Origin of the sequence: Parasphingomonas zepuensis (assembly GCF_036663735.1) — a bacterium.
In the GTDB taxonomy this organism is placed as follows: domain Bacteria; phylum Pseudomonadota; class Alphaproteobacteria; order Sphingomonadales; family Sphingomonadaceae; genus Sphingomonas.
The window spans coordinates 565,094-591,726 of the sequence record NZ_JAXOJO010000005.1; the positions used below are offsets into that span (position 1 = coordinate 565,094).

Here is a 26,633-nt window from a genome sequence, read left to right on the forward strand (position 1 = left end):
CTCTCCATTCTCGTTTTCGTTGTACCCGAATCGCTAAATCACGGCCTCGGCCACCGGCAGCCCCGGCACCGCGACGTCGAACGCAAACAGGTCGCCCGCTGCAGGCTGGGCGGCAAGCGCCGCGGCATCGAGCCCCTTGCGGGCGGTCGTCGCATAAGCCGTTTTCAGATCAGGACCGCCAAAGGCGATCTTGGTGACGTTCGAAGCCGGCAGCCTGACCGTTTCGAGCAAGGCTCCGTCCGGCGCATAGCGGCGCACGCCCCAGCCCATGTACAGGCCGGTCCACACACAGCCTTCGCTGTCGACCACCGACCCGTCAGGATAGCCCGCGCCTTCCTCGATCGTCGCGAAGACGCGCATTGCGCCGAGGCTGCCATCGTCATTGACGGCGACCGCGTGAATGACCTTGCCGAGCGTATCGGTGTGATAGAGCGTGCGCCCGTCCGGCGAGATGGCGGGGCCGTTGGTGATCGACACCGGCGGCAGGCCGGTATCCATCACCCCGTCCGTGTCGAGCGCGTAGAGCCGCCCGGTCGACTTCCCCTCGCTATCGTCCATCGAGCCGAACAGGATACGACCCCGCGCATCGACCGTCGCATCATTCAGCCGATTGCCGGGGAGATGCGGTTCGGGGACGACGTGCGGATCGAACGCGCCGGTCACCGGATCGAAGCGCTCGATCCCGCGCTGCATGCCAACGACGAAACCGCCGCCGCGCTCGGGCAGTATCCAGCCGGGCTGCGACGGCGCATTCCAGCTCTTCAGCGACTCGGTCGCCGGATCGAAGCGGTGAATCCGCAGGCTTTTGATATCGACGAACCAGAGCGCGTTCTCGCGCCCGACCCAGACTGGCCCCTCGCCCAGCATCGCGCCGATGCCGAGGGCCCGCCGCGGAGTGCCGGCGACCATCTCAGCGCCAGCCGGCGTCGACGAAATAATCATGGCCGGTGCACATCTTCCCATCGTCCGAGGCGAGGAACAGCACCAGTGCAGCGACATCGGCCGGCTGGATGCGGCCGTCGAGGCACTGCGCCGCGACAATCTCCGCCTCGCCTTCCGGCGTGTACCATTTCTGCTGGCGCGGCGTCTCGACATTGCCCGGGACGATCGTGTTGACCCGGATGTTCGAGCGGCCGAGATCGCGCGCCATGCTGCGCGTCATGCCCTCGATCGCTGCCTTGGCCGTCTGGTAGAGCACGAGATCCTCGAGCCCGAGATGCCAGCTGATCGAGCCGAAATTGAGGATCACGCCCTGGCCGGCGCGCTTCATCGCCGGGATCACCGCCTGGGCAGCGAAGAACTGGTGGCGCAGGTTCACCGCCATCCGCTCATCCCAATATTCCGGGGTTACCTGTTCGATCGAATGGCGATCGTCATTGGCGGCATTGTTGATCAGGATGTCGACCCCGCCGAGGCTGTGCTCGAACTCGGCCATCGCGTGCTTGAGCGAATCGATATCGGTCAGGTCGCAGTGCCGGAACAAAGGTGGGTGCGCGGCGCCGGGCGTCAGCCGCTCGACCACGGCCTGGCTCGCGGTATCGACGATGTCGACGAACGCGACGCGGGCCCCCTGTGCGACGAAGGCCTCGACCAGGCCCTCGCCGATGCCGCTGCCGCCACCGGTGACGATGACGCGCTTGCCGGCGAGGCTGGGATAGAGTGCGCGGGGTGCGCCCGCGGCTTTGGCCTGCAGCACTGGGGTGGTCTCCAGAATGTCGTTCATCATGATGTCGTCAGCAGGCCCCGGCGCGCGAGGTTGCGCATCAGGTCACCGATGCCGAATTGCCAGGGTGCCGCCGCCTTCGAGGTCGTCACGCGGTTGACCAGGCGGCCGATGCGCGGAGTCGAGATCGACACGACATCGCCCGGCTTGTGGGTGAAGCCGTGATTGGGCTCATCGCGATCCTGGGTCGGCGCGAACAAGGTACCGAGGAACAGCACGAAGCCGTCGGGATATTGATGCTCGCTCATCGTGTGCTTGAGCAATGTCTCCGGATCGCGGCTGATCTGGTTCATCGAGCTGGCGCCGGTGAGGCGATAGCCGTCCGCGCCTTCGATCAGCAATTCGACCTCGGCCTGGCGGACATCGTCCATGGTGAAGCCGGCATCGAACAGCCGCACGAACGGCCCGAGCGCGCAGGACGCGTTATTGTCCTTCGCCTTGCCCAGCAGGAGCGCCGAGCGCCCTTCGAAATCGCGCAGATTGACGTCGTTGCCGAGCGTCGCGCCGACCGCGGTGCCAGTCGAATCGGCGAGCATCACGATCTCGGGCTCGGGATTGTTCCAGGTCGAATCGGAGCGCACCCCGATCTCGCCGCCATAACCGATGGTCGACAGCACGGGGGACTTGGTGAAGACCTCGGCATCCGGACCGATCGCGACTTCGAGATATTGCGACCACATCCCGTCCTCGATCAGCGCGATCTTCATCGCGGCTGCCTCGGGCGAGCCGGGCACGACCGCCCGCAAGCTGCCGCCGATGATGTCCTCAAGCCGGGCGCGGACGTCTGCCGCGGCGCCCGCGTCGCCGCGCGCGCGCTCCTCGATCACGCGCTCCAGCGCGGAGACGGCGAAGGTCACGCCAGCCGCCTTCACGCATTGCAGATCGATCGGGCTGAGCAGGCGATAGGCCGCGTCGTCACCCACGCCGACGTCGAGCGAGTCGAGTGCGCCGAGCGCCTCGCCCGCGGTCTCGTCGAACGCTCTGGCCTCGATCAGTTCGGAGACGGTCGGCGCCACTTTCGCCATGTCGTGGACGACGCCACCCGCGATCAGGACCGGGCTCGGTCCCTCCGCACTCGCAATACGACCGATGAATCGGCCTTCACGCCAATCCGCTGGCAGCGCATCCGCTACCGCAAAGCCCCCGTCCGACATCCCGCTCCAGCTCAATCAGGTTATTGATAGCGCTACCATCAAACGGCGCCGGGGTCCTGTCAAGGTCCACATTGGTCGGTAAACGTGAAGAGCGTACGGGAACGAGGCGTGCGGTGCAGCGCTACCGCGACGGTGAATCGGACCGGCGCACGTGGCGGTCCTTCCCCGGCAACCGGTCATGCCCGGTACCAACCCGATCGACGCTTCAACGAAGCGACGTTTTCTATGACCGGACCAGGCCTAGGCCGGGCACTTCGCCCCGCTTTCGACCCAGGCCTTGGTCAGTGCGCCGAATTCCGCCTGCGTGCCGGGTGCCGGCGTACGGCCCTTGCCCGGATTCCAGCCCCAGCCGACCAGCACGTCGCTCGTATTATGTTCGATCAGCTGGTCCAGCGTCTTGTGGCCGTTGCGCGCCGGATCCTTGAGCTGCGCGCAGATCTCGCCGAGCGACTTGCCTTCCCACGCCATCACGAGCGGGGCGAGGCTCCATTTGCGATTGCCCGGGATGCTGCCCTCGCCATTGGCGAAGTCGACATTCTCGCGGCCATGGCAGGTGGTGCACTCCATGCCCGATGCGCCGAAATTATACGGGCCGCGCGCGACCGGCGGGCTGTGCGGGTGCATGTCGTCACCCTGGAGCGGCCGATCGGTGCGCGGGTGGCAGTTGATGCAGCGCGGGCTCTGGATCACCTTGCCCATTTCCTGGAACAGCGCGACCGAGCGCGCGTCCTGGTTCTTGATACCCGCAAAGGCGGACGGCCCCCGAAGCGCCGGGGGCGCTTCTCGCGCGAGCAGGGCGACGGGCAACGCGACGATCGCGACGGCCAGGGCGACGTGGCGCGGGTTCATGCATTGTCTCCATGAGCGAAGGGAAGTCTGCGCACGGCCTTGCCGGTGAGCTTGCGCCAGGCATTGGCGACGGCCGGGGCGAGCGGCGGGACGCCGGGTTCGCCGACCCCCGTCGGCGCCGTGGTGGAGGCGATGATCGCCACTTCGACTTCGGGCATCTCCCCGATGCGCAGCGAGCGATAGGTATCGAAATTGCCCTGCGCCACCGTGCCGCCCTTGCCCAGCACCAGCTCGGCATAAAGCGCATGCCCCAGGGCGAAGCCGATGCCGCCCTCCATCTGGGCGCGGATGACGTTCGGGTTGACCGCGACGCCGCAATCGACCGCGCACCAGACCTTGTGCACCTTGGGCAGACCGTCCGCCCCCTTCGAGATTTCGACAACCTGAGCGACATAGGTGTTGAAGGCCTTGTGCGTCGCCACGCCGCGGGCGCGACCCTCCGGCACCGGCCCGCCCCATTTCGCCATTTCGGCGACGCGGGTGAGCACAGCCTTTTCGCGCGCGTCCTTCATCAGCGCGATCCGGCCCTCCACCGCATCCTTGCCGCCCAGCGCCAGCAATTCGTCGACGAAGGTCTCGACGACATAGGCCGTATGCGTGTGCCCGACCGAGCGCCACCAGTTGGTGGTGACCGGGCTCTTCATCACATGGGCGCCGACGCGGAAATTGGCGAAGTCGTAGCTTCCCTCGGTCGCGCCCTCGGTCAGCGTCGAATCCTTGCCGTCCTTGACGATCATCTTCTCCATCGCGGTGCCGATGACGAAGGATTGCCCGGCAATGACCTGATCCCAGGCAATGATATCGCCCTTGGCGTCGATCCCGCCGGTCAGCTTGTGAACGACCATCGGCCGGTAATAACCGCCGCGGATATCATTCTCGCGCGTCCAGAAGAACTTGACCGGCGATGCGCCGCCCCAGGCCTTGGCGACGGCGCCGGCCTCGGCCGGGAAGGCCATGTCCGAGGTGGTGCGCCGCCCGAAGCTGCCGCCGGCATATTGCTGGTGCAGCACCGCCTTTTCCGGCGGGATCCCAAGCACGCCGGCGATGATGCTCGTTTCGGTCGCCTGGAACTGCGATCCCATCCAGACGTCGAGCCGGCCGTCCTTCACTTCCATCACCGCATCCATCGGCTCCATCGGGGCGTGGACGAGATAGGGCAGCTGATAGGTCGCCTCGAGCGTCTTCGCGGCGCCCTTCAGCGCAGTCGCGGCATCGCCCTTCTTCTCATATTCGAGCCCCGGCTTCTGCACTTCGGCAGTGTAGGCGCGGAACAGCTCCTCGCTCGATCGGCGTTCGGCCGTGCTCAGGTCCCAATCGACCTTGAGCGCGTTGCGGCCCTTGATCGCGGCATAGCTGTCCCTGGCATAGACCACGACGCCCTGCGGGATGGCCTTGACCGCGACCACACCCGGCGTTGCGAGCGCGGCGGCATCGTCCACCGTCTTCACCTTGCCGCCGAACGCCGGGGCATGGAGGATGACGGCATGGACCATGTCCGGCCGCGAGATATCCAGCGTGAAGATCGCGGTGCCGTTGCTCTTGATGACGGAATCGACCTTGGGCACGTCAGTGCCGATCAGGGTCCATTGCTCCGGCGTCTTGAGCACTGGTTTGGCCGGCGGGGTGACCGCAGCCGCCTCGGCCGCGAGTTCCCCGAAGCTTGCCTTTTTCGCGCCGTGGCTGACCACGCTCTTCGAGACCTTCACCTCGGCCGCGGGCACACCCCAGCGCTTGGCCGCGGCCTCGACCAGCATTGCCCGGGCAGTCGCGCCAGCGCTGCGCATCTGCATGAAGCTGTTGGCGATCGCGGTTGATCCACCCGTCGCCATCGTGCCGAAGAACAGATTGGCGTAGAGCTTGTCATTGTTGGTGGCATGCTCGATGCGGACCTGGCCCCAATCGGCATCCATCTCGTCCGCCGCAAGCGTCGCCAGCCCGGTCGCCGGGCCCTGGCCGAACTCGATATGCTTGATGACGATCGTCACCAGATTGTCGGGCGTGACCTTGACGAAGGCGTTGGGCTGAAACGGAGCGGTCGGCGCGGCCGCGGCAAGGCCGCGGCCCATCGGCAGAGCGAGCCCGAGCACGAGACCGGTCGACTGCAGGAAACCGCGGCGCGACGGGACCAGCGTGTTGGAGACGGGAGCGTTCATGCGCTTTTCTCCAGCGTGCCCGCGGCGTCCTTGATCGCCTGGCGGATGCGGACATAGGTGGCGCAGCGGCAGATATTGCCGGCCATGCCCTGATCGATATCCTTGTCGGTCGGCTTCGGCTTGGCGGTAAGCAGGCCGATCGCGGACATGATCTGGCCTGACTGGCAGAAACCGCATTGCGGCACGTCGATCGCGACCCAGGCCGCCTTCACTGCCTCAGCACGCTTGTCGGTCGCGCCCTCGATCGTGACGACCTTGCGCCCGGCGATGGTGCCGACCGGCGTCACGCAGGAACGGCGATTCTTGCCGTCGAGATGGACGGTGCAGGCGCCGCATTGCGCAATGCCGCAGCCATATTTGGTGCCGGTGAGCTTGAGGTGATCGCGCAGCACCCAGAGCAACGGCGTATCTGGATCGCCGTCGAACGACGTCGTGACCCCGTTCAGAAGGAACTCGGTCGCCATGCAGCGTCTCCCTATTCTTGTCCGCTCGGTACAGATATCCGGCCGTGCTGCATCGCGCAATCGATAACGCGCGACGGTGCAACGGCTTTTTCGGCTACGACTGCAACACCGGTCGGGCCGCGCATCCGTCGCGCGCGGCGGAGGTTGAATTTGCCGCCCGCAACCGTCTATGCTGCGTTGCAGCGAGAAAGGCTGGTCTTTGCGGATTGCGATCGTCGACGAAAGCGCCGCGCGCGCCGCGGTGATCGAGGAAGGCCTGCGCGACGCGGGCCTGACCGACGTCGCCAACTTCGCTGACCGCCACGGCATCGCCGCCCGGCTCGAAGCGTTCGCGCCCGATGTCGTGCTGATCAACCTGGCCAATCCACACCGTGACGAGCTGGAGGAACTGTTCGCCCTGTCTCGCGCGATGGCCCGGCCGGTCGCGATGTTCGTCGACCAGAGCGATACGGCGGGGATCGAGGCAGCGATCGATGCCGGTGTTTCGGCCTATGTCGTCGATGGGCTGAAGAAGGAACGGATCAAGCCGATCCTCGAACTCGCGATCCGGCGATTCCGCGCTTATTCGCGGCTGCGCGCCGAGCTCGACGAAGCGCGCAGCGCGCTCGCCGAACGCAAGGCGATCGACCAGGCCAAGCTGCTGCTGATGAAGAAGCGCGGGATCGACGAGCCGGCCGCCTATGCCGCGCTGCGCAAGGCGGCGATGGATAGCGGGCGCCGGATCGGCGACGTTGCGGACGCGATCGTCACCGCCGACCGGCTGATGGGGGACCTATGAGCAACACGCCGTTCCGCATCGGTTTCCTGCCGCTGGTCGACGCCGCCCTGCCGATCCTGGCGCGCGAACTGGGCTTCGCCGAGGAGGAGCGGATCGATCTGACACTGGTGCGCGACATGAGCTGGGCGACGGTCAACGACCGGCTGCTCTACGGCCATAGCGATGCGGCGCATCTGCTCGCGCCGCTGGCGATCGCAACGACGCTTGGCCTTGGCCGGCCGGCGACACCGATCGCCGTGCCGTTCGTGCTTGGACTGAACGGCAATGCCATAACGCTGCGGCCCGATCTCGCCGAGCAGGTCACCATCGTCGGCCAGCCGGGCGATGTGGCTGCGATCGGGGCCAAGCTGGCCGCCATCGTGCGGGCGCGGGCGAAGCCGCTGCGGTTCGGGGTGGTGCATCGCTATTCGAGCCACAATTACATGCTGCGTTACTGGCTGGTCGGCTGCGGCATCGATCCCGACCGCGACGTGGAGATCGTTACGGTCGCGCCGCCCTTCGCCGCCGATGCGCTGGCGAATGGCGAGGTCGACGGCATCTGCGTCGGCGAGCCGTGGAACAGCGTCGCGGTCGATCGCGGCGTCGGCGTGATCGTCGCGGTGACATCCCAGATCTGGCTGCGCGGCGTCGAGAAGGTCCTGGCGATGCGCACCGCGCGCATGGAAGATGATCCGGGCCTGACCAGCCGGCTGATCCGCGCGCTCTACCGGGCGGGCATCGCATTCGTCGATCCGGCCCGGCTCGACGAGATCGCGACGATCCTGGCGCAATCCGCCTATCTCGATGGATCGGCTGCGCTGATCCGGCGCGCCATTTCCGACCAGATTCTGTTCGCGCGCGGCCATCCGGCAATCCATGTGCCGGATTTCATGTTCCAGCACCGCGAGGCAGCGAACTTTCCCTGGGTGAGCCAGGCGGCCTGGCTGTACGCGCAGATGTGCATTGCGGGCCATACCGCGGCGAACGAAGCCGATTATCATGCAGCGCAGCATGTCTTCCGCCCGGACATTTACCGTGCCGCGCTGCGCCCGCTGGGCGTACCGCTGCCTGGCGCAAGCTCGAAGCTGGAGGGAGGCATCGCCGATTCGCTCGGCGTGGGCACGACGCAGGGGCGGCTGATTCTGGGTGCCGATCGCTTCTTCGATGCCCGTAGTTTCGATCCCGATGCGCTCGAAACCTATCTGACGGGGACGAAACGGCCCTAATTTGCGCTGCGGCGCAAAAAACGCTTGCATCAATGCGCGAACGGCGTCAGCTTTCTCCCGACCGCCGGATCGCTGCAATGGAGTAGCGCCTGGCACCACCGAAAATTTTGGCAAAGTCGCCGTCAGGCCCCGTTTCGCAACGGGCGTCGCGGCGGCTTTTTTGCGTTTGCTCGAAGGGGATCGGGACAATGACGCATGCGCAGGCCCTGGATGAACGGATCGCCGAGCGGCCATCGCCGCCGCTGACGATCGCAGCATCGAAGGACAACGGCTTCTGGCAAGTCGGCCACCGCCCGACGCTGATCGCCGCCTTCCTCTATTTCGATCTCGCTTTCATGGTGTGGGTACTGCTCGGCCCGCTCGCCCCGATCATCGCTGCCGATTTGGGACTTACCCCAGCGCAGAAGGGCCTGATGGTCGCAGTGCCGACTCTGGCGGGCGCATTGCTGCGGCTCGTCAACGGCGTGCTGGTCGACCGGATCGGGCCGAAGCGGACCGGCGCGATCGGCCAGATCATCGTCATCGCCGGCCTGCTGACGGCCTGGGCCTTCGGCATCCACAGCTTCATGGGCACGCTTGCCGTCGGCGTCGTGCTCGGCTTTGCCGGCGCCAGCTTTGCGGTCGCGCTGCCGCTGGCATCGCGCTGGTACCCGGCCGAGCATCAGGGCAAGGCGATGGGCATTGCCGGCATGGGCAATTCGGGCACCGTACTCGCCTCCCTGTTCGCGCCCGGACTCGCCAAGCTGTTCGGCTGGAACGCCGTGTTCGGGCTGGCCGCGATCCCACTCGTCATCGTCTTCGCCATCTACATGGCGATCGCCAAGGATGCGCCCGACCGGCCGGCGCCGAAGAAGCTCGCCGCCTATCTCGCCGTGCTGAAGGAAGCCGATGCCTGGTGGTTCATGCTGTTCTACGGCGTCACCTTCGGCGGTTTTGTCGGGCTCGCCGCCAGCCTCTCGATCTATTTCACCGACCAGTTCGCGCTCAGCCCGATCATGGCGGGCTATTGCACCGCTGCCTGCGTGTTCATCGGATCGCTGGTTCGCCCGTTCGGCGGCGCGACGGCCGACAAGATCGGCGGCATCAGCACCTTGACCGTGGTCTATGGCCTGGCCGCGGCGACCCTGATCGCGATCAGCACCGCCCCTGCCTCGCTGGGGGTGACGATGGGCTTGTTCCTGCTGGTGATGGCGACGCTGGGCTTCGGCAACGGGGCGGTGTTCCAGCTGGTGCCGCAGCGTTTCCGCCACGAGATCGGCGTGATGACCGGCCTTGTCGGGTTCGGCGGCGGCGTGGGCGGCTTCTATCTCGCCTCCTCGCTGGGCTTCGCGAAGCAGCTTACCGGCAGCACCTCGACCGGTTTCCTGATCTTTGCCGGACTCGCGCTCGTCGCGCTGGCCGGGTTAAGCATCGTCAAGAAGCGGTGGCGCAGCACCTGGGGAGCCTCCGCAATGGGGGTGAGGATCTGATGCGCGCTTTTCCGATCATAGTGGCAGGACTGATTTCGACTCCGGCCATCGCCGGCCCGGTAACCCTGAAGCCGCTGATCGATGCGCGGCTGCGCTACGAGCATGTCGACCAGGCGCCGCTGACCCGCGATGCCGATGCCGTGACGATGCGCATCCGCAGCGGCATCGAAGCCAAAACGGGCGATTTCACCCTGCTCGCCGAGAGCGAGGCAGTGCTCGCGATCAGCGAGCATTATTATAGCGGCCTGAATGCCCGCACCGCCCTGCCACTGGTCGGCGATCCGCAGAATATCGAGCTCAACCGGCTCCAACTCCAATATCGCGGTCTGCCGAAGACGGTCGTCACCATCGGGCGTCAGCGCGTAGCACTGGACGATCAGCGCTTCGTCGGCACGGCGCCGTGGCGGCAAAGCGAGCAGACCTTCGATGCGGTACGGATCGAATGGTCAGGCATCGCCAGGCTGAAGGCCGATGTCACCTATGCCTGGTCGGATCGCACCATCTGGGGAATCGACGGAGGCAATCGTTACGGGCCGGCACGCTACCAGGCGATCGGCGGTGACAATGTCTTCGCGACGCTGGGCTATGCGACGAAGCTCGGGACGCTGACTGGCTTTGCCTATCTGATCGATCAGGATCGTGCCCTGGTCCTGCGCAACAGCAGCCAGACCTATGGCGCGCGCTTCGCCGGCAGCCACGGCTTCGGCCCGGGGACGAAACTCACCTATGCGGCGAGCTTTGCCCGGCAGAACGACTATCGCCACAACCCCAACACCTATGCCGCGAGCTATTATGCCGGCGAGCTCGGCCTCGAGCTGGCCGCGTTCAAGGTCGGTGGTGGCTATGAAGTGCTCGGTGCCGATGACGGCGTCGCGCTGACCAGCTTCCAGACGCCGCTCGCGACCCTGCACAAGTTCAACGGCTGGGCCGACAAGTTCCTCGTCACCCCGGCCGATGGGTTGCGCGATGCCTATGCCTCGGCCGGCTATGGCTGGAAGAAGGTCGGGCCGTTCGCATCGATCGACCTGATCGCGGCGTATCACCGTTTCGACAGCGACCGCGCCGACCAGCATTATGGCGACGAGATCGACCTGCAGGCGAGCGTCCGGCGCGGGCGGTACACCGCGCTTGCCAAATACGCGTCCTACAACGCCGACCGCTTCGCGACCGACACCAAGAAATTCTGGCTCTCTCTGGAGTGGTCGATATGACCCCTGACAAACCCCATCTGGTCGTCATCGGCAACGGCATGGCCGGGTGCCGCGCGGTCGAGGAAATCCTCGCGCGCGACGCGGGCAAATACCGCATCACCATCTTCGGCGCCGAACCGCGGGTGAATTACAACCGCATCATGCTCTCCCCGCTGCTGGCGGGCGACAAATCGTTCGAGGACATCGTGATCAACGATCACGCCTGGTATGCCGACAATGGAATCGACCTGGTCGCGGGCGATTCCGTCGTGGCGATCGATCGGGCCGGACGCACCGTCACCGCACGGTCGGGCCGGGTCGAGCAGTATGACAAGCTGCTGCTCGCCACCGGCTCCGATCCCTTCATCATCCCGGTGCCGGGACATGACCTGCAGGGCGTCGTCACTTTCCGCGACATGGACGATGTCGGCGCGATGCTGCGCGCTGCCTCGGCCGGGGGCGACGCAGTGGTGATCGGCGGCGGCCTGCTCGGGCTGGAAGCGGCCCACGGCCTGTGCCTGCGTGGCATGAAGGTAACGGTGCTTCACCTGATGCCGACCCTGATGGAGCGCCAGCTCGATGAAGCGGCCGGCTGGCTGCTCAAGGAAGAGCTGGAACGGCGCGGCCAGACGATCCTGACCGGCGCCGACACCGCGCAGATCATCGGACAGGGCAAGGTCGAAGGCGTGCGGCTGAAGGACGGGCGCGAGATCCCGGCGAGCCTCGTCGTGATGGCGGTCGGCATCCGCCCCAATGTGAAGCTGGCGCGCGATGCGGGTCTCGCCATCGGGCGCGGCATTCATGTCGACGATCATCTCGTCACCTCGGATGAAAACATCCTCGCGGTCGGCGAATGCGTCGAACATCAGGGTCAGGTCTACGGCCTGGTCGCGCCGCTGTGGGATATGTGCCGCAGCCTGGCAGACGGGCTGGTCGCGACGCCGAACGGTTATGGCGGCTCGGTCACCTCGACCAAGCTCAAGGTCTCCGGCATCGATGTCTTTTCGGCCGGCGATTTCTCGGGCGGCGAAGGCTGCGAGGATATCGTCATGCGCGACGCGTCGCGCGGCATCTACAAGCGCGTGGTGGTCAAGGACGACCGGCTGATCGGCGCGGTGCTGTATGGCGATACCCAGGACGGCAACTGGTATTTCGACCTGCTGAAGAAGCAGGAGGATGTTGCCGCGATCCGCGACGCGCTGATCTTCGGCCAGGCCTTCGCTTCGGGAGGAGGGGCATCGGCAAACCCTAATGCGGCCGTCGCGGCGATGCCCGACGACGGCGAGATCTGCGGCTGCAACGGCGTATCCAAGGGCAAGGTGGTCGCGGCGATCCAGGGCGGGGCCGGCACGCTCGACGCAGTGCGGGCCTGCACCAAGGCATCGGCATCGTGCGGTTCCTGCACTGGCCTCGTGGAGGGGCTGCTCGCGATCACCATGGGCGAGGATTATGCCGGCGAGCGCGCTGCGCCGACCGTCTGCAAATGCACCAGCTTCACGCATGAGGATGTCCGCCGGCTGATCATCGAGAAGCAATTGAAGGCGATCCCGCAGGTGATGCAGGAACTTCACTGGACCACGCCCGACGGCTGCTCTTCCTGCCGGCCGGCGCTCAATTATTATCTGCTGTGCGCCTGGCCGGGCGAGTTCGCCGACGACAACCAGTCGCGCTTCGTCAACGAAAGGATGCACGCCAACATCCAGAAGGACGGCACCTATTCGGTCGTGCCGCGCATGTGGGGCGGGGTGACCAACCCGAAGGAGCTGCGCGCCATCGCCGACGTCGCCGAGAAATACGAAGCGCGTATGGTGAAAGTGACGGGCGGCCAGCGGCTCGACATCTTCGGCATCAAGAAGGAGGATCTGCCCGCCGTCTGGGCCGATCTCAATGCGGCCGGCATGGTCAGCGGTCATGCCTATGCCAAGGCGCTGCGCACGGTGAAGACCTGTGTCGGCTCCGAATGGTGCCGCTTCGGCACGCAGGATTCGACCGGGCTCGGCATCAGGATCGAACGCATGACCTGGGGCAGCTTCATGCCGCACAAGTTCAAGATCGCGGTCTCGGGCTGCCCGCGCAACTGCGCCGAGGCGACGATCAAGGACATCGGCGTGATCTGCGTCGACAGCGGCTATGAGCTGTCGATCGGCGGCAATGGCGGCATCAAGCTGCGCGGCACCGATTTCCTGTGCAAGGTTTCGACCGAGCAGGAGGCGCTCGATTACTGCGCTGCCTTCATCCAGCTCTACCGCGAGGAAGCGCGCTATCTCGACCGGACCGCGCCCTGGGTGGAGCGGGTCGGGCTCGATTATATCCGGCAGCGGATCGTGGATGACCCGATCGGGCGCGAGGCGCTGCGGGCGCGGTTCCTCTATTCGCAGAGCTTCATGCAGGACGATCCCTGGGCGAAACGCGCCGCGGGCGAGGACTGGAAGCTCCATCAGCATCTTGCCGAAATCAGGCCCTCTCCGGCGCCCGTCGCCCGTACGCTGGAGGTCGCGTGATGGAACCCGAATGGCTCGATATCGGCCCGGTCGATCAGCTCCCGGCACTCGGCGCGCGCACCCTGCCGGTGCAGGGCGGGCGCGAGATCGCGATCTTCCATACCGCCAATGGCCAGGTCTATGCGCTGGCCAACCAATGCCCGCACAAGGCCGGGCCGCTCAGCCAGGGCATCGTCCACGACACGACAGTGACCTGCCCGCTGCACAACTGGCGCATCTCGCTCGTGACGGGCGAAGCGCTGGGCGAGGACAAGGGCTGCGTGCCGGTGATCCCGGTGAAGGTGGACGGCGGGCGGATTTTGATCGGGCGTGCCGCCGCGCTTGCGGGGGTGGCGTGAAACTCTCCTCCCCTTCCGGGGAGGAGCCGGGGGTGGGGGAGCCTCACGGAGGCAACCTCGCGGCACTGCCCCACCCCAACCCCTCCCCTGAAGGGGAGGGGCTTAAGGTTAAGACCACCTGCCCTTATTGCGGTGTGGGGTGCGGCGTGCTCGCCACCCTCACCGGGCCACGCACGGCAAAAATCGCCGGCGACCCCGACCATCCCGCCAATCGCGGCAAGCTCTGTTCCAAGGGCATCCATCTCGGCGAAACCATCGGTCTCGAAGGCCGGTTGCTACACCCAATGATCGGGTCGGAGAGGGCCGGCTGGCACGAGGCGCTAGACCTCGTCGCCAGCCGCTTCGCCGCGACCATCGCCGAATATGGGCCGGACAGCGTCGCCTTCTATGCGTCGGGCCAGATGCTGACCGAGGATTATTACGTCGCGAACAAGCTGATGAAGGGCTTCATCGGCACCGCCAATATCGACACCAATTCGCGGCTGTGCATGGCGAGCGCGGTCGCGGCGCATGTCCGCGCGTTTGGCGAGGATGTGGTGCCATGCAGCTATGACGATCTCGACGCGGCCGACCTGATCGTCCTGGTCGGATCGAATACCGCCTGGTGCCATCCGATCGTGTGGCAGCGGATCGAGGCGGCGCGCGCCACACGGGGCACGAAGCTGGTGGTGATCGACCCGCGCCGCACCGAGACGGCCGAGCGCGCCGATCTCCATCTTGCGATCGCACCCGACAGCGACGTCGCCCTGTTCACCGGTCTGCTCGCGGAGATGCGATCGATCTGGCGGCTCGATGGCCGCTATCTCGCCGACCATGTCGCCGTACCGGAGGGCTTCTGGAAGAGCCTGCCCCAAGGCGACGTAGCCAGGACCTGCGACATAGCGCCAGCCGACCTGCAGGCGTTCTACGACCTGTTCGCCGAGCATCCGCGCACCGTGACCTTGTTCAGCCAGGGCGTGAACCAGTCGACCAGTGGCACCGACAAGGCCAATGCGATCATCAACCTGCATCTCGCCACCGGCCGGATCGGCAAGCCCGGTGCCGGGCCGTTCAGCATCACCGGCCAGCCCAATGCGATGGGCGGCCGCGAGGTCGGCGGCCTCGCCTCCACGCTGGCCGCGCATATGGGATTCGGCGCCGAAGATCGCGACCGCGCCCAGCGTTTCTGGCAATCGCCGACGATCTGCCCTGGCCCCGGCCTGAAAGCCGTCGACATGTTCGACGCCATGGCGAAGGGCAGGATCAAGGCGGTGTGGATCATGGCGACCAACCCAGCCGTCTCCATGCCCGATGCGCGGATGGCGCGGGTGGCGCTGGCCAATTGCCCGTTCGTGGTGGTTTCCGACTGCATCGCCGCCACTGACACCGCCCGCTATGGGCAGGTGAAACTGCCTGCGCTCGCCTGGGGCGAGAAGGACGGCATGGTCACGAATTCGGAGCGCCGGGTCTCGCGCCAGCGCGGCTTCATGACGCCGCCGGGCGCGGCGCGGGCCGACTGGTGGGCGATCGCCGAGGTGGCGAAGCGCATGGGCTTTGCCGGATTCGAGTATCCGGACGCGGCAAGCATCTTTCGCGAGTTCGCCGCACAGACCGGATTCGAGAATGACGGGGCCCGCCTGTTGGACATCTCCAACAAGGCCGAGCTGACGGACGCGGCCTATGACGCCATGACGCCGTTTCAATGGGGCGGCGCGTCGCCCTTCGCAGCCCGGGGCTATGCGACGCCGGACGGCAAGGCGCGGCTGGTGCCGGTTGCGTGGCAACCGCGCGCCGATGGCGGCCGCGCCTTTCCGCTGCGGCTCAATACCGGGCGCTACCGCGACCAGTGGCACAGCATGACGCGGACCGGCCTGTCGGCGAAACTGTCGCAGCACCGCCGCGAGCCGCTGGTCGAGATCCACCCCGACACCGTCCGGCGCCTCGGCCTGGAGGATGGCGGGCTGGCGCGCGTCGAGACGGCGCAAGGATCGAGCATCTTCCGCGTTGCCAGCACGCCCGACCAGCGCCGGCGCGAATTGTTCGTGCCGATCCACTGGACCGACCAGACCAGCGCCGGCGGCCGGGCCGGGCTGCTCCCGGCGCAGGAGCGCGATCCGCATTCCGGCCAGCCGGGTTTCAAGAATACGCCGGTCACTGCCAAAGCGTGGAAGCCGGCCTGGAACGGATTCCTGATCTCCCGTGGCGAGACCGTGATGCCGGATTGCCCCTATTGGACACGCATCCGCACCACCGGTGGCTGGCTGACCGAACTGGCAGGCGACGGCGAGATCGCATCCCTTGTCGGCCTGCTGCCCGCGGGCGAGCGCGCCGAGATGATCGATACCCAGCGCGGCGTGATCCGATCGGCGGTGATTGCCGACGGCGTGCTGCAGGCAGCGCTATTCGTATCGCGCAGCGCCAGCCTGCCGCCGCGCGACTGGCTGCTCGCACAGCTCGGCGAGGCCGGCGCGGTGCCATTCGAGCTGCTCGCCGGCCGGCCTGCGACACCGGCGCCGGATCGCGGCCGGATCGTCTGCGTCTGCTTCGATATCGGGCTGAACACGATCCTCACCGCGATCGCCGACCAGCGGCTCGTCAGCGTCGAAGCCGTCGGCGCGGCGATCAACGCCGGCACCAATTGCGGATCATGCCGCCCGGCCATCGCCGCCCTGCTCCCACCGACGAAGGAACCTGTTTATGGCTGAGCTCATCGCACCCGGCGACGTCTGGCTGGTCGGCGCCGGCCCGGGCGATCCGGACCTGCTGACGCGCAAGGCCGAAAGGCTGATCGCGGACGCCTCGATCGTCTTTCACGATGCGCTGGTCGGGCCGGGCGTGCTCGCGCTGATTCCACCCTCAGTCCGCCGCGTGCCCGTCGGCAAGCGATCGGGCCGGCATTCGCGGACTCAGGAGGCAATCAACGCGCTGCTGGTCAAGGCGGCGCTGGCCGGCGAGCGCGTGGTGCGGCTGAAGGGCGGCGATCCGTCGATCTTCGGGCGATCGGCGGAGGAGATCGACGCGCTGGCCCAGCACGGCGTGCGCGTGCGGATCTGCCCCGGCATCACTGCCGCCAGCGCCGCCGCGGCCAGCGCCTGCGTCTCCCTGTCGCTGCGCGGCGCTGCGCGGCAAGTGCGTTTCGTTACCGCTCAGGCGCGCGAGGGCGCGGCGATCGGCCTCGACTGGGCATCGCTGGCCGATCCGTGCGCGACGCTCGCTTTCTATATGGGCCGGGCCGCCGCAGCCGACATCTGTCGCAAGCTGATCGCCCACGGCCTCTCCGCGACGACGCCGGTGCTCATCGCCCGGGACGTGAGTCTGGCCGAGGAACGGATGATCCACACCCGGCTCGATCTGCTGCCGATCGCGATCGGCGGTGCGAGCGGCGGCCCGGCGCTGATCCTGATCGGTGAGGCAGTGCGCCCGCGCCGGCCAGCGGATCTCACCGCGATCGTCGATGCCGCGATCAGCGCGGCTTCGTCTCCGCCTCGAGCTGCCTGAAGGCTATATCGCGCAGCGCCGCCGCAACGGTGGGTGACAGGCCGAGATCGTCGGCTGCCCGCTCTTTCGCGCCGAGGCTGCGGGGATCGACCCCGGTCACCTTGCCGAAGATGACCAGCGCCTCGAGATAATAGCCCGCGATGCTCCCATGATATTGGTCATAGGTCCACAGATCGACCTGGCCGAAGCTGGTGCCGTCATAGGGATTGGGATCGGCCACCCCATCGGCAAAGGCCCGGTTCCACGCCTCGCCCACCGGGATGATTCCGTCGACCGCCCGGTTCGCCAGCGCCAGGTTGGCCGCGCCGCGCAAGGTGGCCGCCATCGCGGCGATCGGCCTGCCATACCACGGGCTGCTGGTCCGGTACGTCAGGTCAGCGCGCGACCAGGTCGAATTCAGCTCGATGCGGACGGCGGGATTGCGCTGTCGAAACATGCCGGCGAGCAATCCCGAATAGCGCAGCAACAGACCGGGATCGCCCGGCCGGTCGCGATCGAGCGTGCTGAAATCCTGCAGCACGACCACGTCCCACGGCCGATCGAGCAGCGCCCGGCGCGTATCGTAATGGAAGTCCAGGCCCTTGCCGCCCTGGGTTTCCAGGCTGACCTGATAATTGAGCCCGGCTTGCTGCGCGAACAGCTTGAACAGCGCGGGGACGCCGCCGGTGCCGTCATTGGTCAGATCCGTCACGGTGCTCGCGCGATAGCGGCGCACGGCCGAATGCGCGCCCTGCGTGAAGCTGTTGCCGATGAACAGAATCGTCCGAGGCGCCGTCTGGATCGTCGGCGCCACCGGCGGGACCGGCACCGAGACCTGCGCCCCGGCAGCGGCCGGGGCCAGCGCAAGCGCCGCCCCCGCGATCATCACCCATCCCCGCATGCCCATTTCCATCTGCTACCCTCAGAATTTCTTGCTGATCGACGTGTACCAATAGCGGCCATAGGGGCTGTACAGCGATCCGAGATACCCATCCCCCGCGAGCGGCGGTTGCTTGTCGAAGATATTGCGCGCGCCCACCCGGATCCGCGTATCCTCCAGCACGCCGCTCTTGAAGCGATATTGCGCATAGAGATTGAACGTCGTCTGCCCGTCGACGACGTACGGATTGCCGTTCGGATCGAGGAAGCTGGTGTCGTAGACCGAGCTGGTCACATTGGCGAAGCCGCCGATCTGGACCGGACCCAGGGACCAGGTGAGCGAGCCGGTCACCCGCCATTTGGGCTTGCCGCGCACCTGGATCAGATCAGTCGAATCCGTCAGCGGCGTCGCCACGTTGATCGTGCCGGCCGCGCGCGCATCGAACAGCACCTGGATGCTCGGCGGGATCTCACGCGAATATCGGGTCAGCCGCGCAGCGTTCAGGTTCAGATCGAAATTGCCGATGCCGGTATCGCGGACCGAATAGATCAGCGCGAGATCGAGGCCCTGCACCGTCTGCGGCTGCAGATTGACGAACTGATCGCGGATCTGAGTCACCGCGCCGGCAGGGGCGAGCCCGGTGCCGGCAAAGGCGGGCAGATCGTCGGCCGTCGGAGCGGCGCGGATCACATTGGGATTGCTCGAACCCTGCTGGCGCAGCAGATAATCGAGCACCAGCGCATTTTGCGGCCCGAACTGGCCGACGATCCCGGTCTGCTGGATCGACCAGAAATCAGCGGTCAGCGTCAGCCGGCCGAAGCGGCGGTCCCACAGTTTCGGTTCGAGCACCGTGCCGACCGTCCAGTTGGTGCTGTTTTCCGGCTTCAGATCCGGATTGCCGGCAACGAAGATCGAATAGCTGATGCCGCGGCTGCACGTGTTGAAGCTGGTGATGCGGTTCGCGCGCAGATCGGCCTCGCACCGGTAGAAATCGGTATTCGAGCCGAGCCGCGAATATTGCACCGTCTTGGTCTGCTCGAGGTTCGGCGCGCGGAAACCCTGCGACCAGGAGCCGCGCAGGCGAAAGCCCTCGAACAGGTCCCAGGCCGCCGCGATCTTCGGCTTCGCGACCGTGCCGAAATCGCTGTAATGCTCGACCCGCCCCGCCAGCTGAACGTCGAGGCGGCGGATCAGCGGGATGTTCATGTCGGGCGAGATGACCGGCACCGCGAGTTCGCCGAAACCGGAGAAGACGGTGCGCGACCCACGCGTGCTCGGCGTCGGGCTGACCGCGGCGACATTGCTGAGCGAGGTCTCGCCCGTCACTGAATCCGTGAAGGTGATCTCCCCATTGAGATTGGGATCGCGATCGTCCTGCTGAGTCTCACGCCGGCCCTCGACGCCGAGCGCGAGGCCGAGATCGCCGCCGGGCAGCGCGAAAAGATCGGCCTTGGACAATTTGAAATCGGCCAGCGCCAGCGTGGTCTTCGACCGGCGGTTGAGCTTGAAAGTGATCGCATCGATCGCCGTCTGGGAAGAGGGCGAACAATCCCCGACTGCCGGCGTCGCGCTGCAACCGCCGCTGAACGGATTATAGGCATCGGGCGTCGAGAGGGCGAGGCTCTGCTGGAGCTTCGTCATGTTGATCGCATCGGAACGGTCAGTCGCCTGCGCCGCCGAATAGAGCAGGGCAGTGTCGAAATCGAAGCCGCCGAGCCGGCCCTTGGCGCCGGCGAGGAACCGCGACTGCCAGTTGGTCACATCGACATATTGCGGCCCGGTGTCGACAAAGCGGTAGGTGGAGAGCCGCACGGGCAGGCCGGCGGCGGGTACGTTGGTGAGGCCCGCGATGCGGTTCGGGTTGACCGTCCCGTCAGCGAAGACGGTGGGGCCGAACGGATTCCAGTAATTGCTCGCCGGGACGACGATCGCGTTGAGGTTGATCGTGGGCGGCTGGATGGCGTGCGTCGAGGCGCGGTAATAGCCGATCTCGGTATAGAGCGTCACGGCATCGCTGACGTCGTAATGACCGGTGAGGAAGCCGTTGAAGCGCTCGACACCCGGCGTGACGGTGGTGCCGATTGCGTTGTCGAACCGCTCGCTGCGCAGCGTGGTTGCGGTTGCGCGCGTGCCAGTGCCGAGGCAGGCATCGGTGTTGATCGCGACCACGCAGCCCGGGTTGAGCGCCGACTGGGTATGGAACGCGCCCGCCGACGAGGTCAGGGCAGTGGTGCCGCGCCGGATCGTGCCGGGGCCGCCGACGACGACCAGGTTTGCCCAGGGCGCCTGAGTCGCGCGGCCGTCCGCGCTGGCGTTGCCCGCGAAATCGGGATCGTCCGCGAAGAAGGGCCGCAGATCGTTGGTCGCGGTATAAGGCTGGTCCTCGGCGCGCTGCGCGGTGCGCCTGGTATAATCGAGCAGCAGCGACAGGTTGGCGCGCCCTTCCGCGAAATTATGGCCGGCAAAGCCGGTCAGCTGATATTCCTTGCGGTGCGTACCCTCGGCGAAGCCGAACCGCCCATCGACCGACAGGCCGCTGAAATCATCCTTCAGCACGGTGTTGACCACGCCGGCCACGGCATCGGCGCCGTAGATTGCCGCGGCGCCGTCGCGCAGGATCTCCAGCCGCTGCACGCCGGCAACGGGAATGGAATTCGAATTATAGCCGAGCACCGGCACATTGCCCTCACCAGCCTGGCTTGACGGGTGCGAGACCAGACGGCGGCCGTTGAGCAGCACCAGCGTGTTGCCGACGCCGAGATTGCGCAGGTTGATCGAATTGACGTCGCCCCGCGCCGCATTGCTGGTCTGCGGGTTGTTCGACGGGTTGAAAGTGACGTCGCCCATTTGCGGGATGGCGCGGATCAGGTCATCGCCGGACAGCGCGCCGGTCGCGTCGATCTGGTTGGCATCGAGCACGGTGACGGGCAGGGCCGCGGTGACGGCAGAACCGCGGATCTGCGATCCGACCACGACGATATCCTGAACGACCTCCGCGTCGTCCGCCGCCGCGGCGCTATCCTGCGCGGCGGGCGCCGGCTGAATCTCCTGGGCGCCGGCGTGCGCCGCCGCGAGCGCGGCAAAGGCGGTTCCGGCAAGCAGCGCCGCCGATCGAATTGCAAAGATCACTTTTCTCTCTCCCCATTTTTGTTTTTTTCGTCATCCGGTCGGCGCCGCCGCGATGTCCGGCGCGATCACCGAGTCGAGCGGAAGCGGCCGCCCGGCCATGGCCGCGGCCAGCCGGTCACGGTCGAGCCCGTTCTCCCACCGCGCAACGACGACGGTCGCGACGGCGTTGCCCATGAAGTTGGTCAGGCTGCGGCATTCCGACATGAAGCGGTCGACGCCGAGGATCAGCGCCATGCCGGCGACCGGCACGTCGGGCACGATCGACAGAGTCGCCGCAAGCGTGATGAAGCCGGCCCCGGTCACGCCGGCCGCCCCCTTGGAACTCAGCATCGCGACGAGCAGCAACGTTATCTGCTGCCACAGCGACAGCTCGACATTGGTCGCCTGCGCAATGAACAACGCCGCGAGCGTCATGTAGATGTTCGTGCCGTCGAGATTGAACGAATAGCCGGTCGGCACGACCAGCCCGACGACTGCCTTGTCGCAGCCGGCCGCCTCCATCTTGCCGATCAGGCTGGGCAGTGCCGCCTCGGACGAGGAGGTGCCGAGCACGAGCAGCAACTCGGCGCGTAGATAGACGATCAGCCGGACGATCGAGAAACCATGCGCGCGCGCGACTGCGCCGAGGATGACCAGCACGAAGAACAGCGAGGTGAGATAGAAGGTCGCGACCAACGCGCCGAGATTGACCAGCGAGCCGACGCCGTATTTGCCGATGGTGAAAGCCATCGCCCCGAACGCGCCGATCGGTGCCGCGCGCATCAGGATGCCGACCAGCCGGAACACGATCAGCGCCAGCCGCTCGATCAGGTGCAGCACCGGCTCGGCCGGCTTGCCGACGAGCGACATGGCTATGCCGAACAGGATGGCGACGAACAGCGTCTGCAGGATCGACCCGTCCGTCAGCGCCGAGACCATCGTCGTCGGGATGATCGACAGCAGGAAACCGACGATCGTCGTCTCGTGCGCCTTGTGCGAATAGGTGGCGACCGCACCCTGATCGAGCGTGGCGGGATCGACGTTCATCCCCGCGCCCGGGTGCACGACATTGGCGACGATCAGCCCGAGGATCAGCGCCAGCGTCGAAAAGAACAGGAAATAGCCGAATGCCTTTGCGGCAACCCGCCCGACGGAGGAGAGCTGGCGCATCCCGGCGATGCCGCTGACCACTGACAGGAAGATCACCGGGGCGATCACCATCTTGACCAGATTGATGAAGCCATCCCCCAGGGGTTTCATTGCGGCGCCCCAGTCCGGCCAGAAATGGCCGAGCGTCACGCCCAGCAGGATCGCGACGAGCACCTGTGCATAGAGATGGCGCCAGAGCGGCACGCGCACGGGTGGCTGATCGGTTGCAGTGGTGACGGTGAGCGTCATTCAGTCCCTCTCGGCGCGCATGGCACGCTGTCGGCCGCTTTCTGGTGAGCGACTGGATAAGAAAATACGGCCCCAGACCACCGGATGAACACTTTGCTAAAAGATTGGTTAAGTAACTGATAGATTTATATTATGATGGAGAATCGAGGGGATGCGGTCGCATCGATTGTGCGCAATTCCACACATGACTAAGGTATAGTGTGTGATATACCGCTCATAATGATCGACCGTCTCAATCCTATCAGAGTCCGGCTCGTCGCGGCAGCGCTGGTGGTGCTGCTCCTCGGCGCCGCGCTGCTATGGGCCAGCGGCCGTTGGGCAACCGCGCAGGCGGCGGCGGCGGCCGACGCCGCGGCTGGCCAGACTGCCCGGAGCCACGCGGGACTGCTCGCAAGCGAACTGCAGAAATTCCGCCTGCTACCGCTGGTGCTGATTGACTACCCCGACGTCGCGACTGCCCTGGAAACCCAGTCCCCCACTGCCGTCGCCCGGCTCAACCGGACGCTTGAGCTGCTGGCCGACCGCACCGACGCGGCGGCGATCTATGTGATCGATGCGAAGGGCGTGACGGTCGCCGCGAGCAACTGGCGGCTGCCCACCAGCTTCGTGGGACAGAATTACAGCTTCCGCCCTTATTTCCGAGACGCCATGAGCCGTGGCGCGTCCGAACTGTTCGCGCTCGGCACGATCAGCGGACGACCCGGATTGTTCCTGGCCCGGCGGCTGACCGCCAACGGGCGGTCGGCGGGCGTCGTGGTGGTCAAGGTGGAGTTCGATCGTCTCGAGGCGACCTGGGCACGCGCGGGCGGGCACAGTTTCGTCACGGACTCGCACGGCGTGATCCTGATCACCAGCGTGCCGGGCTGGCGCTTCCGCACCACGCATCCGCTCGACGCGGCGACGCTGGCGCAGGCCCGGACCACGCTGCAGTTCGGCAGCGGGCCGCCCCGTGCCGCCCCTTTTGTCCTGGCCCAATCGGCGGCGACGGTGAGCGTGGACGAAGCTCACTATCGCCTGGGATCGCTGCCGGTGCCATTGGCAGGATCCCGGCTCGTCCATCTCGAACCACTGGCCGGGCCGCTCGCCGCCGCCACCACCAGCGTGCGGCTCCGCGGGCTGGCGATCCTGATCATCCTCGGCGTCGTCGCCGGGCTGGCCTGGCGCTCACGCGAGAAGCGGCAGCTCCAGCATGACGCGCGGCTCGCGCTCGAACAGGAGGTGGTGCGCCGTACCGCCGAGCTCAGCGAAACGAACCGCCAGCTGACCATCGAATCGCGCGAGCGGGTCGAAGCCGAGCAGCGTTTCCGAGCGGCCCGCGAGGAACTGGCGCAGGCCAACCGCCTGGGTTCGCTCGGCCAGATCACGGCCGGTGTAGCGCATGAGATCAACCAGCCGGTCGCGGCGATCCGCACCTTCGCCGAAAATGCCGGCATCTTCCTCGACCGCGACCAGATCGAGCCGGTGCGCGGCAACCTCGCGCAGATCATCGACCTGACCGCGCGGATCGGATCGATCACCGCCGAGCTGCGCACCTTTGCGCGGCGCCGCACACCCCTGCGGGGCGCAATCGGAATCGGCTCGGTGATCGATGGCGCATTGCTGATCCTCGGCGAGCGAGCGCGGCAGATCGTGACGGTGGACCTCGCCCCCGACATGCGCGGCGCGCTGGTGGTGGGCGACCGTGTCAGGCTGGAGCAGATCCTGGTCAACCTGCTCCAGAATGCACTCGATGCGGTAGCTGGCATGGCCGCGCCCCGCATCCTGATCGTGGCGGTCGTTGCCGGCAGCGACATGACGATCACGGTCGGCGACAACGGATCTGGCCTCGATCCGACGATCGCCGACCAGCTGTTCGCCCCGTTCATCTCCGCCAAGCCCGAAGGACTGGGCCTTGGCCTGGGCATTGCGCGCGACATTGCCCGCGAATTCGGCGGGGAGCTGGAGATCGGCAACTCGGCGCTCAGCGGCGCTGCCTTCGCGCTGCGGCTGAAGCGCGCCTGATGCTGTTCCCGACCGAGCAGAGCATCTTCTTCGTCGAGGACGACGCGCAGCTGCGCGCAGCCACGATGCAGACGCTCGAACTGGCCGGGCTGACGGTCCGGCCATTCGCGAGCGCGACCGAGGCACTTCCGGAAATCCGCGCGGATTTCACCGGCGCGATCATCTCCGACATTCGCATGCCGGGGATCGACGGCCTGCAATTGCTGGAGCGGGTCCGCACGATCGATCCCGACATTCCCGTCATCCTGATCACCGGCCATGCCGATGTCGCGATGGCGGTCGGTGCGCTGCGGGACGGAGCGTTCGATTTTCTCACCAAGCCGTTCGCGGCCGATCATCTCGTGGCGGCCGCAGGCAAGGCGCTGGAGAAGCGCCTGCTGGTGCTGGACAACCGGCGCCTGCGCGCGGCGGCGGCCGTAGTCGACGAGGCGGGGCCGCTGATCGGCGACAGCGCCCCGATGGTGCAGTTGCGGGGAACGATCCGCCAGCTCGCGCTGGCCGATATCGATGTGCTGGTCGAAGGCGAGACTGGCACCGGCAAGGAGCTGGTCGCGCTGCTGCTCCACCGGCTCGGCGCGCGGCGGAGCCGGCCGTTCATTGCGGTCAATTGCGGCGCACTGCCCGAGGCGATCGCCGAGATCGAGCTGTTCGGTCATGCCGCCGACAGCGTGCCGCACACCCGGCTGGCTCGGATCGGTCAGATCGAGGCGTCGAGCGGCGGCACGCTCCTGCTCGACGAGATAGATTCGATGGCGCCGGCGATTCAGGCACGGCTGCTGCGCGTACTGGAGGAGCGGGAAGTGCATCCGATCGGCGATACGCGCCCGCGCAGCGTCGATCTGCGCGTGATCGCGACGACCAAGACCGATCTCGCCCGTGCCGCGACCGAGGGGCGGTTTCGTCCCGATCTCTATTATCGGCTCAACGTGGTCCGCCTGCGCGTGCCGCCCCTGCGCGAACGCGGCGCGGACATCGCATCGCTATTTGCCGGTTTCGTCGAGGAGGCCAAGCGACAGGCGGGCATTCCCGACTTCCGGCTGACCGACAGCGTCCGCCGCCATTTGCGGTCGCACGACTGGCCCGGCAATGTCCGCGAGCTGCGCAATTTCGCCTTTGGCGCTGTGCTGGGCCTGGGGGAGGAACGGGGCGCGCTGCCGGCCAGGGAACGGCCTGACTTGCCGACGCGGGTCAGCCGGTTCGAGGCCGAGGCGATCGAGGAAGCGCTGCGCGCAACCGGCGGACGCGTGGCGGCCGCGCTGCCGCTGCTCGGGATTCCCCGCAAGACCTTCTACGACAAGATCGCGCGACTGGGCATCACGATCGATGATTTCCGCGGTCACCCGGCACCGGAATCGGATCGCGGCGGAGGAGCGGGAAAGACGCGCGAATGAAGCTTTCGCCATCGTGAATCCGCGGTCGGATTGGCGAACACAAAAAGGCCCGCGGACCGTTTGGCCAGCAGGCTGTGTGTGTGGTGTGTTGGAGCGTTATGGACCGTTGGTTGCGGGGACAGGATTTGAACCTGTGACCTTCAGGTTATGAGCCTGACGAGCTACCGGGCTGCTCCACCCCGCGCCAAGGTTCTTTCCTCCTGCTTTTGGGCGGGAGGGAAGGACATGTGAATGGGTTCTTTGTATCGGTTTCGTTTTTCGTGTGCTTCACCGGCTGCAATGCCTGGCGACGACCTACTCTTCCATCGCTTGAGCGATAGTACCATCGGCGCAGTCAGGTTTCACGGCCGAGTTCGAGATGGGATCGGGTGGGGCACTGACGCTATAGCCACCAAGCAATGAAGCCGGTGAGGCACCCCGCGCAGTTTTTGGCTGCGCGGGTTTCCCGATTAAGGGAATGCGAAAAACGGTTCTGACGGGTCCCCTCAAAGTAATACTTTGATGGGTTCCCTTAAAATCGATGCACGCTTTACCTGAATTCAGGTGTAGGTGTTTACTAGGCGTTGCTGTTCAAT

The 26,633-nt window shown here is 66.4% G+C and carries 19 protein-coding genes, 1 tRNA gene and 1 rRNA gene; 10 read left to right on the forward strand and 11 right to left on the reverse strand.

What is annotated here, in order from left to right:
* Positions 1-33: 33 nt before the first annotated feature.
* The 6 genes from U1769_RS20540 to U1769_RS20565 form a co-directional block, all read right to left on the reverse strand.
* Positions 34-909 (reverse strand): SMP-30/gluconolactonase/LRE family protein, encoded by an 876-nt coding sequence (locus U1769_RS20540; RefSeq protein ID WP_332719784.1) that lies wholly within the window; start codon positions 907-909, stop codon positions 34-36.
* Position 910: 1 nt separating this feature from the next.
* Complete coding sequence (xylB, locus tag U1769_RS20545) at positions 911-1,723, reverse strand: D-xylose 1-dehydrogenase (protein WP_332719787.1); 813 nt, start codon at positions 1,721-1,723, stop codon at positions 911-913.
* Positions 1,723-2,877 (reverse strand): fumarylacetoacetate hydrolase family protein, encoded by a 1,155-nt coding sequence (locus U1769_RS20550; protein ID WP_332719862.1) that lies wholly within the window; start codon positions 2,875-2,877, stop codon positions 1,723-1,725. Before U1769_RS20550 ends, xylB begins: the two co-directional genes overlap by 1 nt.
* A 240-nt stretch (positions 2,878-3,117) precedes the next feature.
* A complete protein-coding gene (locus tag U1769_RS20555) occupies positions 3,118-3,726 on the reverse strand; it encodes an Isoquinoline 1-oxidoreductase subunit (RefSeq protein ID WP_332719789.1) in 609 nt (202 codons plus the stop codon).
* A complete protein-coding gene (locus U1769_RS20560; RefSeq protein WP_332719791.1) occupies positions 3,723-5,879 on the reverse strand; it encodes a xanthine dehydrogenase family protein molybdopterin-binding subunit in 2,157 nt (718 codons plus the stop codon). Before U1769_RS20560 ends, U1769_RS20555 begins: the two co-directional genes overlap by 4 nt.
* Positions 5,876-6,343, reverse strand: coding sequence for a (2Fe-2S)-binding protein (locus U1769_RS20565; RefSeq protein WP_332719793.1), 468 nt, complete (start codon positions 6,341-6,343; stop codon positions 5,876-5,878). Before U1769_RS20565 ends, U1769_RS20560 begins: the two co-directional genes overlap by 4 nt.
* Before the next feature lie 199 nt (positions 6,344-6,542).
* Here U1769_RS20565 and U1769_RS20570 point away from each other — a divergent pair, with 199 nt between their 5' ends.
* The 8 genes from U1769_RS20570 to cobA all read left to right on the forward strand — a co-directional run bounded on the left by U1769_RS20570 (position 6,543) and on the right by cobA (position 17,301).
* Complete coding sequence (locus U1769_RS20570; RefSeq protein WP_332719795.1) at positions 6,543-7,121, forward strand: ANTAR domain-containing response regulator; 579 nt, start codon at positions 6,543-6,545, stop codon at positions 7,119-7,121.
* Positions 7,118-8,326 carry an ABC transporter substrate-binding protein gene (locus U1769_RS20575; protein WP_332719798.1) on the forward strand — a complete coding sequence of 403 codons (1,209 nt, stop codon included), beginning with the start codon at positions 7,118-7,120 and terminating at the stop codon, positions 8,324-8,326. Before U1769_RS20570 ends, U1769_RS20575 begins: the two co-directional genes overlap by 4 nt.
* A gap of 188 nt (positions 8,327-8,514) precedes the next feature.
* Positions 8,515-9,795, forward strand: a complete 1,281-nt coding sequence (locus U1769_RS20580) for a nitrate/nitrite transporter (RefSeq protein WP_332719800.1) — start codon at positions 8,515-8,517, stop codon at positions 9,793-9,795.
* Positions 9,795-11,006, forward strand: coding sequence for an alginate export family protein (locus U1769_RS20585; protein WP_332719802.1), 1,212 nt, complete (start codon positions 9,795-9,797; stop codon positions 11,004-11,006). The genes U1769_RS20580 and U1769_RS20585 overlap by 1 nt, the downstream gene beginning before the upstream one ends.
* On the forward strand, positions 11,003-13,486 hold the full coding sequence (gene nirB, locus U1769_RS20590; RefSeq protein ID WP_332719803.1) for a nitrite reductase large subunit NirB: 2,484 nt from the start codon (positions 11,003-11,005) through the stop codon (positions 13,484-13,486). Before U1769_RS20585 ends, nirB begins: the two co-directional genes overlap by 4 nt.
* Positions 13,486-13,824 carry a nitrite reductase small subunit NirD gene (gene nirD / locus U1769_RS20595; protein WP_332719805.1) on the forward strand — a complete coding sequence of 113 codons (339 nt, stop codon included), beginning with the start codon at positions 13,486-13,488 and terminating at the stop codon, positions 13,822-13,824. The genes nirB and nirD overlap by 1 nt, the downstream gene beginning before the upstream one ends.
* A 146-nt stretch (positions 13,825-13,970) precedes the next feature.
* Positions 13,971-16,508, forward strand: a complete 2,538-nt coding sequence (locus U1769_RS20600) for a molybdopterin-dependent oxidoreductase (RefSeq protein ID WP_332719806.1) — start codon at positions 13,971-13,973, stop codon at positions 16,506-16,508.
* Complete coding sequence (gene cobA, locus U1769_RS20605; RefSeq protein WP_443030431.1) at positions 16,501-17,301, forward strand: uroporphyrinogen-III C-methyltransferase; 801 nt, start codon at positions 16,501-16,503, stop codon at positions 17,299-17,301. The genes U1769_RS20600 and cobA overlap by 8 nt, the downstream gene beginning before the upstream one ends.
* Here the strand turns inward: cobA and U1769_RS20610 are convergent.
* From U1769_RS20610 to U1769_RS20620, 3 genes are read right to left on the reverse strand one after another with little or no spacing between them, the layout of a single operon-like run.
* Positions 17,267-18,181, reverse strand: coding sequence for a DUF4886 domain-containing protein (locus tag U1769_RS20610; protein WP_332719807.1), 915 nt, complete (start codon positions 18,179-18,181; stop codon positions 17,267-17,269). The genes cobA and U1769_RS20610 overlap by 35 nt on opposite strands.
* A 21-nt stretch (positions 18,182-18,202) precedes the next feature.
* The gene (locus U1769_RS20615) at positions 18,203-21,289 is read right to left on the reverse strand and encodes a TonB-dependent receptor domain-containing protein (protein ID WP_332719808.1); all 3,087 of its coding nucleotides are present in this window, start codon (positions 21,287-21,289) and stop codon (positions 18,203-18,205) included.
* A gap of 30 nt (positions 21,290-21,319) precedes the next feature.
* Entirely contained in the window at positions 21,320-22,666 is a 1,347-nt protein-coding gene (locus tag U1769_RS20620; protein WP_332719809.1) for a dicarboxylate/amino acid:cation symporter, read from the reverse strand.
* Between the two features lie 219 nt (positions 22,667-22,885).
* Between U1769_RS20620 and U1769_RS20625 the strand changes: the two genes are divergently transcribed.
* Together U1769_RS20625 and U1769_RS20630 are read left to right on the forward strand one after the other, a co-directional pair.
* Complete coding sequence (locus U1769_RS20625; protein WP_332719810.1) at positions 22,886-24,667, forward strand: sensor histidine kinase; 1,782 nt, start codon at positions 22,886-22,888, stop codon at positions 24,665-24,667.
* Entirely contained in the window at positions 24,667-26,058 is a 1,392-nt protein-coding gene (locus U1769_RS20630; RefSeq protein WP_332719811.1) for a sigma-54-dependent transcriptional regulator, read from the forward strand. The genes U1769_RS20625 and U1769_RS20630 overlap by 1 nt, the downstream gene beginning before the upstream one ends.
* Before the next feature lie 107 nt (positions 26,059-26,165).
* Here U1769_RS20630 and U1769_RS20635 read toward each other — a convergent pair.
* Both U1769_RS20635 and rrf read right to left on the reverse strand, forming a co-directional pair.
* A tRNA-Met gene (locus U1769_RS20635) sits at positions 26,166-26,242 on the reverse strand.
* 97 nt (positions 26,243-26,339) lie between these two features.
* A 5S ribosomal RNA gene (gene rrf, locus U1769_RS20640) occupies positions 26,340-26,454 on the reverse strand.
* Positions 26,455-26,633 lie beyond the last annotated feature (179 nt).

Excerpts from the sequence above, each read along its gene's own strand:
- U1769_RS20540 (WP_332719784.1), bottom strand. The coding sequence starts at position 909 with ATGGTCGCCGGCACTCCGCGGCGGGCCCTCGGCATCGGCGCGATGCTG.
- xylB (WP_332719787.1), bottom strand. The coding sequence starts at position 1,723 with ATGAACGACATTCTGGAGACCACCCCAGTGCTGCAGGCCAAAGCCGCG.
- U1769_RS20550 (WP_332719862.1), bottom strand. The coding sequence starts at position 2,877 with ATGTCGGACGGGGGCTTTGCGGTAGCGGATGCGCTGCCAGCGGATTGG.
- U1769_RS20555 (WP_332719789.1), bottom strand. The coding sequence starts at position 3,726 with ATGAACCCGCGCCACGTCGCCCTGGCCGTCGCGATCGTCGCGTTGCCC.
- U1769_RS20560 (WP_332719791.1), bottom strand. The coding sequence starts at position 5,879 with ATGAACGCTCCCGTCTCCAACACGCTGGTCCCGTCGCGCCGCGGTTTC.
- U1769_RS20565 (WP_332719793.1), bottom strand. The coding sequence starts at position 6,343 with ATGGCGACCGAGTTCCTTCTGAACGGGGTCACGACGTCGTTCGACGGC.
- U1769_RS20575 (WP_332719798.1), top strand. The coding sequence starts at position 7,118 with ATGAGCAACACGCCGTTCCGCATCGGTTTCCTGCCGCTGGTCGACGCC.
- U1769_RS20580 (WP_332719800.1), top strand. The coding sequence starts at position 8,515 with ATGACGCATGCGCAGGCCCTGGATGAACGGATCGCCGAGCGGCCATCG.
- U1769_RS20585 (WP_332719802.1), top strand. The coding sequence starts at position 9,795 with ATGCGCGCTTTTCCGATCATAGTGGCAGGACTGATTTCGACTCCGGCC.
- nirB (WP_332719803.1), top strand. The coding sequence starts at position 11,003 with ATGACCCCTGACAAACCCCATCTGGTCGTCATCGGCAACGGCATGGCC.
- nirD (WP_332719805.1), top strand. The coding sequence starts at position 13,486 with ATGGAACCCGAATGGCTCGATATCGGCCCGGTCGATCAGCTCCCGGCA.
- cobA (WP_443030431.1), top strand. The coding sequence starts at position 16,501 with ATGGCTGAGCTCATCGCACCCGGCGACGTCTGGCTGGTCGGCGCCGGC.
- U1769_RS20610 (WP_332719807.1), bottom strand. The coding sequence starts at position 18,181 with ATGCGGGGATGGGTGATGATCGCGGGGGCGGCGCTTGCGCTGGCCCCG.
- U1769_RS20620 (WP_332719809.1), bottom strand. The coding sequence starts at position 22,666 with ATGACGCTCACCGTCACCACTGCAACCGATCAGCCACCCGTGCGCGTG.
- U1769_RS20625 (WP_332719810.1), top strand. The coding sequence starts at position 22,886 with ATGATCGACCGTCTCAATCCTATCAGAGTCCGGCTCGTCGCGGCAGCG.
- U1769_RS20630 (WP_332719811.1), top strand. The coding sequence starts at position 24,667 with ATGCTGTTCCCGACCGAGCAGAGCATCTTCTTCGTCGAGGACGACGCG.